The 14,545-nt window shown below is 74.3% G+C and carries 17 protein-coding genes; 13 read left to right on the forward strand and 4 right to left on the reverse strand.

The genetic code is table 11. The annotated features are described in order from the left end of the window. Positions 1 to 702, reverse strand: coding sequence for a succinate dehydrogenase (locus AB0E02_RS21370; RefSeq protein WP_362141664.1), 702 nt, complete (start codon positions 700 to 702; stop codon positions 1 to 3). 193 nt (positions 703 to 895) lie between these two features. On the opposite strand from AB0E02_RS21370, the gene AB0E02_RS21375 reads away from it, so the two are divergent. Both AB0E02_RS21375 and AB0E02_RS21380 read left to right on the forward strand, forming a co-directional pair. Next, on the forward strand, positions 896 to 1,852 hold the full coding sequence (locus AB0E02_RS21375) for a LysR substrate-binding domain-containing protein (protein WP_362141602.1): 957 nt from the start codon (positions 896 to 898) through the stop codon (positions 1,850 to 1,852). A gap of 26 nt (positions 1,853 to 1,878) precedes the next feature. After that, positions 1,879 to 2,511, forward strand: coding sequence for a TIGR03085 family metal-binding protein (locus AB0E02_RS21380; protein ID WP_362141604.1), 633 nt, complete (start codon positions 1,879 to 1,881; stop codon positions 2,509 to 2,511). Between the two features lie 68 nt (positions 2,512 to 2,579). On the opposite strand, the gene AB0E02_RS21385 is transcribed toward AB0E02_RS21380, so the two are convergent. Beyond that, the gene (locus tag AB0E02_RS21385; protein ID WP_362141606.1) at positions 2,580 to 2,729 is read right to left on the reverse strand and encodes a hypothetical protein; all 150 of its coding nucleotides are present in this window, start codon (positions 2,727 to 2,729) and stop codon (positions 2,580 to 2,582) included. A 39-nt stretch (positions 2,730 to 2,768) separates the two neighbouring features. Here AB0E02_RS21385 and hisI point away from each other — a divergent pair, with 39 nt between their 5' ends. The 11 genes from hisI (at position 2,769) to lgt (ending at position 12,171) form a co-directional block, all read left to right on the forward strand. Next, positions 2,769 to 3,155 carry a phosphoribosyl-AMP cyclohydrolase gene (gene hisI, locus AB0E02_RS21390; RefSeq protein ID WP_030413638.1) on the forward strand — a complete coding sequence of 129 codons (387 nt, stop codon included), beginning with the start codon at positions 2,769 to 2,771 and terminating at the stop codon, positions 3,153 to 3,155. Between the two features lie 11 nt (positions 3,156 to 3,166). Beyond that, positions 3,167 to 4,702, forward strand: a complete 1,536-nt coding sequence (locus tag AB0E02_RS21395; protein WP_362141608.1) for an anthranilate synthase component I — start codon at positions 3,167 to 3,169, stop codon at positions 4,700 to 4,702. A 67-nt stretch (positions 4,703 to 4,769) separates the two neighbouring features. Continuing rightward, the gene (locus AB0E02_RS21400) at positions 4,770 to 5,474 is read left to right on the forward strand and encodes a TIGR02234 family membrane protein (RefSeq protein WP_362141610.1); all 705 of its coding nucleotides are present in this window, start codon (positions 4,770 to 4,772) and stop codon (positions 5,472 to 5,474) included. Between the two features lie 85 nt (positions 5,475 to 5,559). Continuing rightward, positions 5,560 to 5,802 carry an HGxxPAAW family protein gene (locus AB0E02_RS21405; protein ID WP_362141612.1) on the forward strand — a complete coding sequence of 81 codons (243 nt, stop codon included), beginning with the start codon at positions 5,560 to 5,562 and terminating at the stop codon, positions 5,800 to 5,802. 158 nt (positions 5,803 to 5,960) lie between these two features. After that, on the forward strand, positions 5,961 to 6,407 hold the full coding sequence (locus AB0E02_RS21410; protein WP_362141614.1) for a DUF2752 domain-containing protein: 447 nt from the start codon (positions 5,961 to 5,963) through the stop codon (positions 6,405 to 6,407). 151 nt (positions 6,408 to 6,558) lie between these two features. Continuing rightward, positions 6,559 to 7,368: an indole-3-glycerol phosphate synthase TrpC gene (trpC, locus tag AB0E02_RS21415; RefSeq protein ID WP_030413643.1), complete on the forward strand. Its 810-nt coding sequence runs from the start codon at positions 6,559 to 6,561 to the stop codon at positions 7,366 to 7,368. Positions 7,369 to 7,386: 18 nt separating this feature from the next. Then, positions 7,387 to 7,623 (forward strand): tryptophan synthase subunit(beta), encoded by a 237-nt coding sequence (locus tag AB0E02_RS21420; RefSeq protein ID WP_362141616.1) that lies wholly within the window; start codon positions 7,387 to 7,389, stop codon positions 7,621 to 7,623. Between the two features lie 111 nt (positions 7,624 to 7,734). After that, entirely contained in the window at positions 7,735 to 9,027 is a 1,293-nt protein-coding gene (gene trpB / locus AB0E02_RS21425) for a tryptophan synthase subunit beta (RefSeq protein ID WP_362141618.1), read from the forward strand. Further along, positions 9,027 to 9,845 (forward strand): tryptophan synthase subunit alpha, encoded by an 819-nt coding sequence (trpA, locus tag AB0E02_RS21430; RefSeq protein WP_362141620.1) that lies wholly within the window; start codon positions 9,027 to 9,029, stop codon positions 9,843 to 9,845. The genes trpB and trpA overlap by 1 nt, the downstream gene beginning before the upstream one ends. Positions 9,846 to 9,996: 151 nt before the next feature. Then, positions 9,997 to 10,962: a thioredoxin domain-containing protein gene (locus AB0E02_RS21435; protein ID WP_362141622.1), complete on the forward strand. Its 966-nt coding sequence runs from the start codon at positions 9,997 to 9,999 to the stop codon at positions 10,960 to 10,962. A 96-nt stretch (positions 10,963 to 11,058) separates the two neighbouring features. After that, entirely contained in the window at positions 11,059 to 12,171 is a 1,113-nt protein-coding gene (gene lgt, locus AB0E02_RS21440) for a prolipoprotein diacylglyceryl transferase (RefSeq protein ID WP_362141624.1), read from the forward strand. Positions 12,172 to 12,241: 70 nt separating this feature from the next. On the opposite strand, the gene AB0E02_RS21445 is transcribed toward lgt, so the two are convergent. Both AB0E02_RS21445 and AB0E02_RS21450 read right to left on the reverse strand, forming a co-directional pair. Continuing rightward, positions 12,242 to 13,291: an aldolase/citrate lyase family protein gene (locus AB0E02_RS21445; protein ID WP_362141666.1), complete on the reverse strand. Its 1,050-nt coding sequence runs from the start codon at positions 13,289 to 13,291 to the stop codon at positions 12,242 to 12,244. A 14-nt stretch (positions 13,292 to 13,305) separates the two neighbouring features. Next, positions 13,306 to 14,541 carry a CoA transferase gene (locus tag AB0E02_RS21450; protein ID WP_362141668.1) on the reverse strand — a complete coding sequence of 412 codons (1,236 nt, stop codon included), beginning with the start codon at positions 14,539 to 14,541 and terminating at the stop codon, positions 13,306 to 13,308. Positions 14,542 to 14,545: the final 4 nt, after the last annotated feature.

Raw genomic sequence — 14,545 nt, forward strand, 5'->3', positions numbered from 1 at the left:
TCAGCTCACCACTTCGGTCATGACGGCGACGGGTACGGAGACGAAGCCCACCGTCAGCACCAGCGCGAGGACGTTGGCGGTGGTCTTCAGGAGGCGGTCTCGGGTGCGGCTGCCGACGCCGAGGCTCTGCGCGGCGCTCCAGAAGCCGTGCCGGACGTGCAGGCCCAGCGCCAGCATCGCGACGAGGTAGATGACGTTGCCGTACCAGGTGGAGAAGGTGTCCACGACGTTCTGGTACGGGTGGCCGGGCCGGAAGCCGGTGTGCACGGTCCCGGTCGTCAGGTCGAGCAGGTGCCAGACGAGGAACAGGCCGAGGATGATCCCGCCCCAGCGCATGGTGCGGGTCGCGTAGCTCGCGCGCAGAAGGAGGTGCGGCGCGAAGCGCCTCCACCAGGGGTGGCGGCCGGGCGACGGGTGGGCGTACTTGGTGGGGCGCGCCTTGAGGTCGCGGCGGCTGAGCTGGTAGGCGGAGACGGCGTGCGCGACCACGGCCACGATCAGCACGACGCGGACCAGCCAGAGCGTCCACTCGTCGTGCATGAACGGCTCGCCGACCACCCGCAGCCAGTGCGCGTAGTGGTCGAACTCGCCCGCCCCGAAGAAGATCTTCAGGTTCCCGATCATGTGGACGACCAGGTAGAGCAGCATGATCAGCCCGCTCACGGCCATCACCGTCTTCTTGCCGACGGTGCTGTCCCACATCGTGCGCCCGCCCGTCGCCCGACCACCGCCCCTCATCGAGCGCTGTCGCGCGCCGCCCGTCGTCGACGGCCGTCGGTCCGTCCGTATGCCCAGTGCCATGGGTCCCGACCGTAAGGAGCGGGCCGCCATCAGTCCAAGACATGCTCCGGCTCATCTCCATAGGCTGTGCCTATCGATGCCTTACCGTCGCCTCATGCAGCTGCAGCAGCTCCGTTACTTCACCGCGGTCGCCGACACCCGCCACTTCACCCGCGCCGCCGAGCGTGAACACGTCGCCCAGCCCTCGCTGTCCCAGCAGATCCGGTCCCTGGAACGGGAGCTGGGCGCCGAGCTCTTCCACCGCGCCCGCGGCCACATCACCCTCACCGACGCCGGCGAGACCCTGCTGCCGCTCGCCCGCCGGATCCTCGCCGACGCCGAGACCGCCCGCCGCGAGGTCCAGGAGGTCGCCCAGCTGCGCCGCGGCCGGCTGCGGCTCGGCGCCCCGCCCAGCCTCTGCGCCAGCCTCGTCCCCGACGTCCTGAGCGCCTTCCACGCGGCCTACCCCGGCGTCGACCTGATCGTCACCGAGGACGGCTCCCAGGACCTGGTACGCGCCCTGGCCGACGGCGCCCTCGACCTCGCCCTGATCATCACCCCGCTGCCCGTCCAGGCCCCCGCCCTGGCCACCTCCGAGCTGCTGCGCGAGGAACTGGTCGTGGTCTCCGCCCCCGACCGGCCCGCCCCGGTGACCGGCCGGCGCACCAGGATCCGCGTCGAGGACCTCCGCGGCCGCCCGCTGGCCATGTTCCGCCGCGGCTACGACCTGCGGGAATTCACCACCGCGGCGTGCCGCGCGGCCGGCTTCGAGCCGACCTTCACCGTCGAGGGCGGCGAGATGGACGCGGTCCTCGGCTTCGTCCGCGCCGGCCTGGGCATCGCCGTCGTGCCCAGCATGGTCGCCGAACGCTCCGGCCTGCGCATCACCCCCTTCGCCACCCCCGGCATGCACCGCGTCGTCTCCGTCGCCCACCGCGGCGACGTCTCCCCGCCCCGCGCCGCCCGCGAACTGGAACGCATCCTCAAGGAACACCTGCGCCTGGAGCCGCCGCAGTGCCCCGGTGGGCGTTCCGGCCCGCCGCCCAGCGCCGCGCGGCGCCGTGGCAGGTGATCGCGACCGGCCGTAGGCTGGCCGTTATGTCGACCCATGCGAAGCGTGAACGACTCCTCCTCGCCGACCTGTTGGAGAGCGCCGGGCCCGAGGCGCCGACGCTCTGCGAGAACTGGACCACCCGGGACCTGGCCGCCCACCTGGTCGTCCGCGAGCGGCGCGCCGACGCCGCCGGCGGGCTGCTGGTCAAACCGCTCGCGGCCCGGCTGCAGCGGGTGCAGGCGGAATTCGCGGCCAAACCGTACGGCGAACTGATCCACCTGATCAGGACCGGCCCGCCGCGGCTCTCGCCGTTCGCGCTCAAGCCGGTCGACGAGGCGTCCAACACCGTCGAGTTCTACGTCCACGCCGAGGACGTCCGGCGCGCCCGCCCGGAGTGGACCCCGCGCGAGGTGGACCCCGTCTTCGCGGACGCGCTGTGGACCCGGATCGAGCGGATGGCCCGGGTGCTGGGCCGTACGTCACCGGTCGGGCTGGTGCTGCGCCGCCCGGACGGGCGCACGGCGGTCGCCCACCGCGGCACACCGGTCGTCACGGTCGTCGGCGAGCCGGGCGAGCTGACGCTGTTCGCCTTCGGCCGGCAGGAAGCCGCCGACGTGCAGCTGGACGGCGACAAGGAAGCGGTCGACCGGCTGCTGGCCGCGAAGCTCGGCATCTGAGCCGCGAAGCCCGGCATCCGAGGGGCGTCCGGGGCCGGCGAGAGCGCCGGCCCCGGGAGGCCGTGCCCTCAGCGGTGCAGCAGCACCAGAACGACCACCACCGCCACCACCACCGCCGCCGCGAACACCGCCGCCAGCACCCGCACCGCCACCCGCGCGGCCCGGTCCGGCTCCGGCGACGGGGGCGGTGGTACGGGCGGCGGCGGTTGCGCGGGCATATCTGCAGGATGACAGGGCCCGCACGGCACAATGGAGCCATGAGCAGCAGCCGCACGCCCCTCGCCGACTCCGCACTGGACCCCGCGATCGCCGCCCGCCTCAAGCGCGGCGCCGACGGCCTGGTGCCCGCCATCGCCCAGCAGTACGACACCGGTGAGGTGCTGATGATGGGCTGGATGGACGACGAGGCGCTGCACCGCACCCTGACCACCGGACGCTGCACGTACTGGTCCCGCAGCCGCCAGGAGTACTGGGTCAAGGGCGACACCTCCGGCCACGTCCAGCACGTCAAGTCGGTGGCCCTGGACTGCGATGCGGACACCCTCCTGGTGCAGGTCGACCAGGTCGGCGCCGCCTGCCACACCGGCGCCCGCACCTGCTTCGACGCCGATGTGCTGACGACCGGGGACCCCCGGGACCAGTAGGCTCCGCTGCCATGACCACGGGAACCACCGGCACCGCCCATCCGGACCTCGACACCTTCCGTACGCTCGCCAAGGACCGGCGGGTCATCCCCGTCACCCGGCGTCTGCTCGCGGACGGTGACACACCCGTCGGGCTGTACCGAAAACTCGCCGCCGAGCGCCCCGGCACCTTCCTGCTGGAATCCGCCGAGAACGGCCGCACGTGGTCGCGCTACTCCTTCATCGGCGTCCGCAGCGCCGCCACCCTCACCACCCGCGACGGCCGGGCGCACTGGCTCGGCACGCCGCCGGTCGGCGTGCCGACCGACGGCGACCCGCTGGCCGCCCTGCGCGCCACCGTCGAGACGCTGCACACCCCGCGCGACCTCATCGAGGGCGCGGGACTGCCGCCCTTCACCGGCGGCATGGTCGGCTACCTCGGCTACGACATCGTGCGCCGCCTGGAGAAGATCGGCGACAGCACCGCCGACGACCTCCGGCTGCCCGAGCTGACCATGCTGCTCACCTCCGACCTCGCCGTCCTCGACCACTGGAACGGCACGGTGCTGCTGATCGCCAACGCGATCAACCACAACGACCTCGACACCGGCATCGACGAGGCGTACGCCGACGCGGTGGCCCGCCTGGACACCATGGCCGACGACCTGGCCCGGCCCGCGCCGACCGGCGCCGCCGCGCTGCCGCCCTCCGAGGTCCCCGCGTACACCGCCGAATGGGGCGGCCCCGCCTACCAGGACGCCGTCGACGACATCAAGGAGCGCATCCGGGCCGGCGAGGCCTTCCAGGTGGTGCCCTCCCAGCGCTTCGAAACCCCTTGTACGGCAAGTGCGTTGGACGTCTACCGCGTGCTGCGCGCCACCAACCCCAGCCCGTACATGTACCTCTTCCGCTTCGAGGCCGCCGACGGCAGCGCCTTCGACGTGGTGGGCTCCAGCCCCGAGGCGCTGGTGAAGGTCGAGGGCGGCCGGGCCATGGTCCACCCCATCGCCGGCACCCGTCCGCGCGGTGCGTCCGTCCAGGAGGACCAGGCCCTCGCCGACGAGCTGCTGGCCGACCCCAAGGAGCGCGCCGAGCACCTGATGCTGGTCGACCTGGGCCGCAACGACCTCGGCCGGGTCTGCGCACCGGGCAGCGTCGAGGTCGTCGACTTCATGTCCATCGAGCGCTACAGCCACGTGATGCACATCGTCTCGACGGTCACCGGCCAGGTCGCCGAGGGCCGCACCGCCTTCGACGTGCTCACCGCCTGCTTCCCGGCCGGCACCCTCTCCGGCGCCCCCAAGCCGCGCGCCATGCAGATCATCGAGGAGCTGGAGCCGACCAAGCGCGGCCTGTACGGCGGCTGTGTGGGCTACCTCGACTTCGCCGGCGACTCCGACACCGCCATCGCGATCCGCACGGCGCTGCTGCGGGACGGCACCGCCTACGTCCAGGCGGGCGCCGGCGTGGTCGCCGACTCCGACCCGGTGGCCGAGGACACCGAGTGCCGCAACAAGGCGGCGGCGGTGCTCCGCGCCGTGCACACCGCCAACCACCTGGGCCGCTAGCCGCCCGCCCGCCCGGTACCACCCCCGCGCACCGGCCCCCGGCGGCCGGTGCGCGATAGTGGTACGCGTGAGTGCCGCACCGCAGACCCCCGCCACCACCGAGCCCTCGGACGCCACCGAGTCCCCGGACGCCGCGCCTTCGGAGACGGCCGCGCCCCCGTCCGGTCCGGCCCGCACTGCCGGCGGCGCCCGGCGCAGCCTCGCGCTCGCGCTGCTGACCGGCGCGGCCGGCGCCGGCCTGGCCCTGCTGGCCTCCGGCCGCACCTGGGCCCGCGGCTCCGCGGTGCTGGCCCAGGGCGAACTGCCGCGCACGGTCACCGGCGCCGACGTCACCGGCGTCCCCGGCGCACTGGCCGTGGTCGGCCTGGCCGCCCTGGTCGCCGTCTTCGCGGTCCGCCGGGCCGGCCGCGTCGCGGTCGCCGCGCTGCTGGCGCTCAGCGGCACCGGCATCGTCGTCGCCGCGGTGCTCGGCAACGGCGACACCTCCGCACTGCGCGAGAAGGCGGCCACCGCGGTCGGCCTGACCGGCGCCGATGTGCATCACGTCACGCACACCGGCTGGCCCTGGGTGGCCGCGGCCGGCGGTCTGCTGCTGCTCGTCGCCGGCGTCCTGGCGCTGGTCCACGGGCGCCGCTGGCCTGCGATGTCGGGCCGGTACGAGCGCACGCCCGGCGGCGCCCGCGGCCCGCGCCGCGCCCCCGCGGCCCCGGACCTGGACCGCCCGGAGGAGATCTGGAAGTCCCTGGACCGTGGTGAGGACCCCACCCGGTAAAGGGGCCCCGCCCGGCATCGGTGACAATGGACGCCGAGGATCACCGCGCCCGGACCCCGGCGCGATAGAGCAACGAGGAGCACTCATGTCGAGCAGTGGCCACGGACACACCCCCGCAGCCTGGACGGGCGTCATCATCTCGTTCATCGGCTTCTGTGTCGCCGGAGCCTTCATCGTGCTGGGGAGCGTGCCCGGCTTCTGGGCCGGCATGGTGCTGATCGGCGCCGGCGCCGTGGTGGGCGGTCTGATGCGCGCGGCCGGGCTGGGCCAGGAGCCCAAGCGCGCCGGGAAGGCCCCTGCTCCCCAGGCGCAGCCGCAGGAGGGCTGAGCCCGCCCCGCACCGGGTGATCCTCCGGACCGCCCTGCCCCCGAAGGCGCCGCTTCCCGGCCCGTACGCACCCCCGGGTGCCGTACCCGCCGTCCGTGTCCACCCCGTACGGCGGCCGAGAAGCTGCGCCTTCGCGCATTCCCGCGCACAATCGGCACGTGAGCGATCGCGCGGCCGGCGCCCGGCCCCCAGCCCCGCCGGCGGCCGGACTGCCCCGCCGGCTCCGGGCCCCGCTGGGCACGCTGACCGCCGCCCTCGCGGCCTTCGGCTACGTCGGCGCCGTCGACCCCAACCAGCCCGGCCACTACCCGGTGTGCCCGCTGCAGCACCTCACCGGCGTGCTCTGCCCGGCCTGCGGCGGGCTCCGCAGCGCCCACGCCCTCGTCCACGCGGACCTGAGTGCCGCACTGGCCTCCAACGCCCTCCTGGTAACCGCCTGCGCCGCCGGTGCGGCCTTCTGGGCCGTCTGGTTCGGCCGGGCGGCCCGCGGGCTCCGCACGGCGGGACCGCAGCCGCGCGCCGTGCACTGGTGGGCGCTGGGCGGCCTGCTGCTGGTCTTCACGGCGGTCCGCAACCTTCCCTTCGGCAGTGGCCTGGCGCCATGAACCGCCGGCGCGGAGGTGTCCAGCTTGTGGGACCACGGTCAACCGGATGCGGGACCTGCACCGTGTGGCGGATACCATCGGAGAGCCGGGTGGGGCAGTGCGTCCCACGGGCCACTGTCCACCTCCCCCGCTCAAGAAGGAGGCCGCTCGCGTGAGTGTGCTCGACGAGATCATCGACGGGGTCCGTGCCGACCTGGCCGAGCGGCAGGCGCACACCTCCCTCGACGAGCTCAAGGAGCGGGCCCGTAAGGCGCGCCCCGCGATGGACGGTGTCGCGGCACTCAAGGGCGAGAGCGTCACGGTCATCTGCGAGGTCAAGCGCTCCAGCCCCTCCAAGGGCGCGCTGGCCGCGATCGCCGACCCGGCCGGCCTGGCCGCGGACTACGAGGCCGGCGGCGCCGCGGTGATCTCCGTGCTGACCGAGCAGCGCAAGTTCGGCGGTTCGCTGGCCGACCTGGAGGCCGTCCGGGCCCGGGTCGACATCCCCGTGCTGCGCAAGGACTTCATCGTCACCGCCTACCAGCTGTGGGAGGCCCGCGCCTACGGTGCCGACCTCGCCCTGCTGATCGTCTCCGCGCTGGAGCAGGAGGCGCTGGTCTCGCTGATCGAGCGGGCCGAGTCGATCGGGCTGACGCCGCTGGTCGAGGTGCACGACGAGGAAGAGGTCGCCCGCGCGGTGGACGCCGGCGCCCGGATCATCGGTGTCAACGCCCGCAACCTCAAGACGCTGGAGGTCGACCGCGGCAACTTCGCCCGGGTCGCCCCCGAGATCCCGGACCACATCGTCAAGATCGCCGAGTCCGGTGTCCGCGGACCGCACGACCTGATCGCCTACGCCAACGACGGCGCGGACGCGGTGCTGGTCGGCGAGTCGCTGGTCACCGGCAAGGACCCCAAGACCGCGGTGGCCGACCTGGTCGCCGCCGGTTCCCACCCGGCGATCCGCCACGGACGGGCCTGAGGGCCCGGGACACCCCAGATGACCGCCACCGCCTTCCGCATCCGCCGCCCCGGCCCGGGCCACCGCTCCGGGCCGGCGGCGCTGCTCGCCGCTGCCGCCGGTGACGGCCGGCACGCGGGACTGGGCCGCGGCTGCCGGCCGCGCGGCTGCCGCGCACCGGCCCGCCGGGTCCGCGGACGGCGGGTGCGCTACCACATCGGCTCGGAGCCGGGACAGATCAACGGGCGCCGATGGCGCAGCGCTGCCGCACGCTGACCCGGGGCGGACGTCCGTCCCCGGTTCCGGCCTGCGCGGCAGCCTCTCCCGTAGCGTGATGTCCGAAATCCGATAGTGCGGGGCGTACGCCCCGATCGAGGAGCGCGTTTCATGTCCTCCGATTTCTTCCTTCCCGACCCCGACGGGCAGGTGCCCAGCCCCGAAGGCTATTTCGGCGCCTTCGGCGGCAAATTCATCCCCGAGGCGCTGGTCGCCGCGGTCGACGAGGTCGCGGCCGAATACGAGAAGGCCAAGGCCGACCCGGCGTTCGCGGCCGAGCTCAACGACCTGATGGTCAACTACACCGGCCGCCCCAGCGCGCTCACCGAGGTGCCGCGGTTCGCCGAACACGCCGGTGGCGCCCGGGTGTTCCTCAAGCGCGAGGACCTCAACCACACCGGCTCGCACAAGATCAACAACGTGCTGGGCCAGGCGCTGCTCACCAAGCGCATGGGCAAGACCCGGGTCATCGCCGAGACCGGCGCCGGCCAGCACGGCGTCGCCACCGCCACCGCCTGCGCCCTCTTCGGCCTCGAATGCACCATCTACATGGGCGAGGTCGACACCCGGCGCCAGGCTCTGAACGTGGCCCGGATGCGGATGCTCGGCGCCGAGGTCATCGCCGTGAAGTCCGGCAGCCGCACCCTCAAGGACGCCATCAACGAGGCGTTCCGCGACTGGGTCGCCAACGTCGACCGCACCCACTACCTCTTCGGCACGGTCGCCGGCCCGCACCCCTTCCCGGCCCTGGTGCGCGACTTCCACCGCGTCATCGGCGTAGAGGCCCGCCGGCAGATCCTGGAGCGCGCCGGCCGCCTGCCGGACGCCGCGCTCGCCTGCGTCGGCGGCGGCTCCAACGCCATCGGCCTGTTCCACGCCTTCCTGCCCGACACCGATGTCCGGCTGATCGGCTGTGAGCCGGGCGGCCACGGCGTCGAGACCGGCGAGCACGCCGCCACCCTCACCGAGGGCACCCCCGGCATCCTGCACGGCTCGCGCAGCTACGTCCTGCAGGACGAGGACGGCCAGATCACCGAGCCGTACTCCATCTCGGCCGGCCTCGACTACCCCGGCATCGGCCCCGAGCACGCCTACCTCAAGGACGTCGGCCGCGCCGAGTACCGCGCGGTCACCGACGACGCCGCGATGCAGGCACTGCGGCTGCTGTCGCAGACCGAGGGCATCATCCCGGCCATCGAGAGCGCCCACGCGCTGGCCGGCGCCCTGGAGGTCGGCCGCGAGCTGGGCCCCGACGGCCTGCTGCTGGTCAACCTCTCCGGCCGCGGCGACAAGGACATGGACACCGCGGCGCGGTACTTCGGGCTCTACGACGACGAGGGCGCTCAGCACAAAAGCGCCGAGGTCAACGGCGTGATCCAGCCGACCGGCGAGGGGGAGAAGTGATGGCGGGCAACCTCGAACTGCTCAATTCCGCACTGGCCCGGGCCAAGGCGGAGAACCGCGCCGCGCTCGTCGGCTACCTCCCGGCCGGCTTCCCGACCGTCGACGGCGGCATCCGCGCGATGACCGAGATGCTGGACGGCGGCTGCGACATCGTCGAGGTCGGCCTGCCGCACAGCGACCCGGTCCTGGACGGCCCGGTCATCCAGACCGCCGACGACATCGCGCTGCGCGGCGGCTTGAAGATCGTCGACGTCATCCGCACGGTCCGTGAGGTACAGGCCGCCACCGGGGCGCCGGTGCTGTGCATGACGTACTGGAACCCCGTCGACGCCTACGGGGTCGAGCGGTTCGCCGCCGACCTGGCCGAGGCCGGCGGCGCCGGCTGCATCCTGCCGGACCTGCCCGTCGAGGAGTCCGAGGTGTGGCGCAAGGCCGCCGAGCAGCACGGGCTGGCCACCGTCTTCGTGGTCGCGCCGAGCAGCCGGGACGAGCGGCTCGCCAAGATCACCGCGGCCGGCAGCGGCTTCGTCTACGCCGCCTCGCTGATGGGCGTCACCGGCACCCGCGAATCCGTCGGCCTGGAGGCCCAGGAACTGGTGGGCCGCACCCGCGCGACCACCGAGCTGCCGGTCTGCGTCGGGCTGGGCGTCTCCAACGCCACCCAGGCCGCCGAGGTGGCCCAGTTCGCGGACGGGGTGATCGTCGGCTCGGCGTTCGTCAAGCGGCTGCTGGAGGCCGACGGCGACGAAGAGGCCGGTCTCGCCGGGGTGCGCGCCCTGGCGGGCGAGCTGGCCGAGGGCGTGCGCAAGCGCTTCTGAGCCCGCCGGCCGGAGGGAGGGAGGGCCGCCGGGCCAGGGACGGCGGGCGGCCGGACGGACGTCCACGGCGGCACGGAACGCCGTCCCTCGATAGGGCGAACATCGGTGCGGAGGGGTGCGTCGGCACCCCTCCGCTTCGTTTGTCAGGGGCGTGAGCCAGAAGAACGAAGAGGGTAAGAGAAGCGCCCGCGAGCGGCTGCAGGCCCAGCGGGAGAAGGAGCAGGCCCGCGCCCGGCGCGGCCGGCAGGCGATCGTCGCCGGAGCGGTGCTGGTGGTGCTGGCGATCGCCGGCGGCATCACCGCCTGGGTGATGTCGTCGGGCAGCGGCGGCAGCAGCTCCGACAACGAGACGGCCCTGCCCAAGCAGGCCAGCGGCGGCGACAGACCGGCCGTCCCGGTGGGCGCACCGAACGCCCCCGCCACCCTCACGGTGTGGGAGGACTTCCGCTGCCCCGCCTGCCGGCAGTTCGAGACCGGTTTCCGCCCGGTGATCCACGAACTCCAGGACCAGGGCCGGCTGAAGAGCGAGTACCACCTCGTGACGATCATCGACGGCAATGCCGGCGGCAAGGGCTCCCTCAACGCCGCCAACGCCGCGCTGTGCGCCCAGGACGCCGGTCGGTTCCGCGACTACCACGACGTGCTCTACGCGAACCAGCCGCCCGAGCAGGAGGACAAGTTCGCCGACAAGAAGGTCCTCCTCCAACTGGCCGGCAAGGTCAAGGGCCTGACCACCCCCGCCTTCACCGCATGCGTCAACGACGGCAGGTACGACGCCTTCGTCCGCAGGTCCAACGACGCCTTCGCCGGCTCGGGATACCGCGGCACCCCGACCGTCCTGCTCAACGGCAAGGACCTGTCCAAGGTCAAGGGCGGCCGGATGACCCCGGCGGACCTGAAGCAGATGGTGCTGGACGCCGCCAAGGGCAAGCAGCCCGGCACCGGCGCCCCGTCCGCCCCCGCCTCGCCGGGCCACAGCGGGTCGTCAGGGCACGGCTCGTCCCGGGGCCACCGCGCCTCGCCCGCCGCAAGTGCCGCACCCGGCACGGGCGCCGGCGCCGCACCCGGCACCGGAACGCACGCCACCCACGGGGCGATGGCCCCGCCCTCCTCCTAACCACACAGCGTCACGACGTACCGGCGGGGTCGTTACGGAGCCGTAGCCGGGCGGGTTGTCGCCCACCCGGCCCGGCGCGGTAGCGTCGTCCCTGCCATGGAACTCGCATTCATTCCCAGCCCGTCGGTCGGCGTCGTACACCTCGGCCCGATCCCGCTGCGCGGCTACGCGTTCTGCATCATCATCGGCGTCTTCGTGGGCGTCTGGCTCGGCAACAAGCGCTGGGTCCAGCGCGGCGGCCGCTCCGGCACGGTCGCGGACATCGCCGTGTGGGCCGTGCCCTTCGGGCTGGTCGGCGGCCGCCTCTACCACGTCATCACGACGTACGAGCCGTACTTCGGCAAGGACGGGCACCCGCTCAACGCCTTCAAGGTGTGGGAGGGCGGTCTGGGCATCTGGGGTGCGGTGGCGCTCGGCGCGGTCGGTGCCTGGATCGGCTGCCGCCGCCGGGGCATCCCGCTGCCGGCCTACGCCGACGCGCTGGCGCCCGGCCTGGCGCTGGGCCAGGCCATCGGCCGCTGGGGCAACTGGTTCAACCAGGAGCTCTACGGCAAGCCCACCGACGTCCCCTGGGCGCTGAAGATCAGCTCGGACCCGGCCATCGGACGCGTCGGCGGCACGTACCACCCGACCTTCCTCTACGAGTGCCTGTGGTGCATCGGCGTCGCGGCGCTGGTGATCTGGGCCGACAAGCGCTTCCGGCTCGGCCACGGACGGGCCTTCGCGCTGTACGTCGCCGCCTACTGCGCGGGCCGCGCCTGGATCGAGTACATGCGGGTCGACGAGGCGCACCACATCCTGGGCCTGCGGCTGAACGTCTGGACCGCGCTGATCGTCTTCGTCCTGGCCGTCGTCTACTTCGTGGTCTCCGCCAAGAAGGCGCCCGGCCGCGAAGAGGTCGTCGAGCCCGGTGCGCTGGAGGAGCGCGCGGCCGCGGAGGCCGCCGCGGCCGGCCCGAAGGACGAGGAGGGCGAGTCCACCGACGGCGCCTCCCCGGCAGCCGAGGACGGGGACGGGGACCAGGACAAGGTCTCGGTCGAGAAGCCCGCCGCGAAGACGGAAAAGACGGAGCAGCCGGCGAAGGCGGACGAGGCCGGGCCGGCGGAGAAGGCCGCGCAGGCGCCGGCCGGGAAGCCGGAGGCGGCGGCCGCCGACGAAGCGGCTGCCGAGGAGCCGGCCGCCGAGGCCGCGGACAGCAAGAAGTCCTGAGGAAGAAGTCCTGAGGACCTGACGATTTTCGAGGCCTGAGGCGGCCCGGGACCCCGTGTCCCGGGCCGCCTCACTGTCTGCGTTGTCCGCGCGCGGCCAGGGCCAGCACCCGCCGGGCGCCGGCGACCACCGCCGCGTCCACGAACCGCCCGTCCGCCAGTGCCTGGGCCCCGCCCTGGGCGGCGGCCGCCCGGACGATCTCCGCCGCCGCCTCGATCTCCTCCGGCGAGGGGAGGTGGGCCGCTTCGATGACCGGCAGCTGGCGCGGGTGGATCGCCGCCCGGCCCAGGAACCCCATCGCCCGGCCCCGGGCGCAGGACCGGGCCAGTCCCTCCAGGTCGTGCACGTCCGGGTAGACCGACTGCGGCGGCGGCGCCAGTCCGGCCGCCCGGGCGGCGACCACGGCACGGCTGCGCGGCCAGGCCAGCCCCGCCTCGTCCCGTACCCCCAGCTCCGCCGCCAGGTCCGTCTCGCCGAGCGCGATCCCGCGCAGTGCCGGGTGGGCGGTGGCGATGACGAAGGCGTGCTCGATGCCGAGGGCGGATTCCAGCAGGGCGTAGAGCGCGGGGGTGGCGGGCAGTGCGCGGGTGGCCTGGCCGGCCGCGGGGGCGAGGGTGGCGGTGGCCGTGCCGGGGCCGGGACGGGCGGTGCGGGGACCGCGGGCGGTGCGTCCGGCGGCGAGCCGGCCGGCGCGGGCGGGTGCGGCCAGCGGGGTGGTGACCGGCTCCGCGAACCGTCCGCCGGCCGGCCCGCCGAGCGGCCCGGCGGCCGTCGTGGCCCAGCCCGCGGCCCGGCGGATGTCGGCCGGCCCCTGCACCTTGGGCAGCCGCAGCCCGGCCAGCCCCGGCAGCGCGGCGAGGGTGCGGATCTCGTGCTCGGCGAGCGGGCCGTCCAGCGCGTTGACCCGGACGTGCACCGGCGCCGGGCCCGGCGCCGGGTCGCTCAGCAGCTCGGCGGTGGCCCGCAGCGCGTACTCCTTGCGGTCCGGGGCGACCGCGTCCTCCAGGTCGAGCACCACCACGTCGGCCCCGCAGCCGAGCGCCTTGGCGACCGTCCCGGGCCGGTCACCGGGCACATAGAGCCAGGTCAGCGGGGTGGCGGCGGGGGCCTCCTGGGGCATCGGCACGGGCTTGGTCACAGCGCGCCCGCCTCCCGGAGCCCGGTGATCTCCCCTTCGTCCAGGCCGAGGGCCGCCAGCACCCCGTCGGTGTCCGCGCCGTGCGGGCGGCCGGCCCACCGGATGGCGCCCGGGGTTTCGGACAGCCGGAAGAGGACGTTCTGCATCCGCAGGGGGCCGAGTTCGTCGTCCGGGACCTCGGTGATCGAGCCCAGCGCCGCGTACTGCGGGTCCGCCAGCACGTCCCGCACGTCGTAGACGGGCGCGATCGCCGCCTCGGCCAGTTCGAAGGCGGACAGCACCTCGTCCCGGTCGTGCCGGGCGATCCAGTCGCCGACCGCCGCGTCCAGCTCATCGGCGTGCCGGGCCCGGCCGGCGCCGGTCGCGAACCACGGCTCGTCGATCACCTCCGGCCGACCGACCAGCCGCATCACGCGTTCCGCGACCGACTCGGCGGAGGTGGAGACCGCGACCCAGGAGCCGTCGGCGGTGCGGTAGGTGTTGCGCGGGGCGACGTTGGCGGAGCGGTTGCCGGTCCGCGGCTGGACGTGGCCGAGCTGGTCGTACCAGAGCGGGTGCGGGCCGAGGACGGTCAGCAGCGGTTCGATCAGCGCCAGGTCGATGACCTGGCCGCGGCCGGTGGCCGCCCGCCCGTGCAGCGCGGCCATCACGGCGTACGCCGCGGTGAGCGCCGTGATGCCGTCGGCGAGGCCGAACGGCGGCAGGGTCGGCGGCCCGTCCGGCTCCCCGGTGATCGCCGCGAACCCGCTCATCGCCTCGGCGAGGGTGCCGAACCCGGGCCGCCGGGCGTACGGGCCGAACTGCCCGAAGCCGGTGACCCGGGCCAGCACCAGCCGCGGGTTGACCGCGGACAGCTCCGCCCAGCCCAGCCCCCATTTCTCCAGGGTCCCGGGCCGGAAGTTCTCGATGACGACGTCCGCCCCGGCGGCCAGTCGCAGCAGCACCTCCCGGCCGCCCGGATGGGAGAGGTCGAGCGTCATGGCCTTCTTGTTGCGGCCCAGCAGCTTCCACCACAGCCCGACGCCGTCCTTGGCGGGCCCGTGGCCGCGCGCGGGGTCGGGCCGGTGCGGATGCTCGACCTTGATCACCTCGGCGCCGAAGTCACCGAGCAGGGTGGCGGCGAGCGGCCCGGCGAACAGCGTGGCGAGGTCGATCACCCGCAGCCCGTCGAGCGGGCCGGGGGCGGGGGCGGCGTCCGGGGACGCGGGCCCACCGGTCGCGGGCCGGGACATCCCG

This window comes from Streptomyces sp. NPDC048196, assembly GCF_040652715.1.
Lineage (GTDB): Bacteria > Actinomycetota > Actinomycetes > Streptomycetales > Streptomycetaceae > Streptomyces > Streptomyces siderophoricus.

What these genes read in the sequence shown, in the direction of transcription:
- AB0E02_RS21370 (WP_362141664.1), bottom strand. Translation starts at nt 702, where the DNA reads ATGTGGGACAGCACCGTCGGCAAGAAGACGGTGATGGCCGTGAGCGGG.
- AB0E02_RS21375 (WP_362141602.1), top strand. Translation starts at nt 896, where the DNA reads ATGCAGCTGCAGCAGCTCCGTTACTTCACCGCGGTCGCCGACACCCGC.
- AB0E02_RS21380 (WP_362141604.1), top strand. Translation starts at nt 1,879, where the DNA reads ATGTCGACCCATGCGAAGCGTGAACGACTCCTCCTCGCCGACCTGTTG.
- AB0E02_RS21385 (WP_362141606.1), bottom strand. Translation starts at nt 2,729, where the DNA reads ATGCCCGCGCAACCGCCGCCGCCCGTACCACCGCCCCCGTCGCCGGAG.
- hisI (WP_030413638.1), top strand. Translation starts at nt 2,769, where the DNA reads ATGAGCAGCAGCCGCACGCCCCTCGCCGACTCCGCACTGGACCCCGCG.
- AB0E02_RS21395 (WP_362141608.1), top strand. Translation starts at nt 3,167, where the DNA reads ATGACCACGGGAACCACCGGCACCGCCCATCCGGACCTCGACACCTTC.
- AB0E02_RS21405 (WP_362141612.1), top strand. Translation starts at nt 5,560, where the DNA reads ATGTCGAGCAGTGGCCACGGACACACCCCCGCAGCCTGGACGGGCGTC.
- AB0E02_RS21420 (WP_362141616.1), top strand. Translation starts at nt 7,387, where the DNA reads ATGACCGCCACCGCCTTCCGCATCCGCCGCCCCGGCCCGGGCCACCGC.
- trpB (WP_362141618.1), top strand. Translation starts at nt 7,735, where the DNA reads ATGTCCTCCGATTTCTTCCTTCCCGACCCCGACGGGCAGGTGCCCAGC.
- trpA (WP_362141620.1), top strand. Translation starts at nt 9,027, where the DNA reads ATGGCGGGCAACCTCGAACTGCTCAATTCCGCACTGGCCCGGGCCAAG.
- lgt (WP_362141624.1), top strand. Translation starts at nt 11,059, where the DNA reads ATGGAACTCGCATTCATTCCCAGCCCGTCGGTCGGCGTCGTACACCTC.
- AB0E02_RS21445 (WP_362141666.1), bottom strand. Translation starts at nt 13,291, where the DNA reads ATGCCCCAGGAGGCCCCCGCCGCCACCCCGCTGACCTGGCTCTATGTG.
- AB0E02_RS21450 (WP_362141668.1), bottom strand. Translation starts at nt 14,541, where the DNA reads ATGTCCCGGCCCGCGACCGGTGGGCCCGCGTCCCCGGACGCCGCCCCC.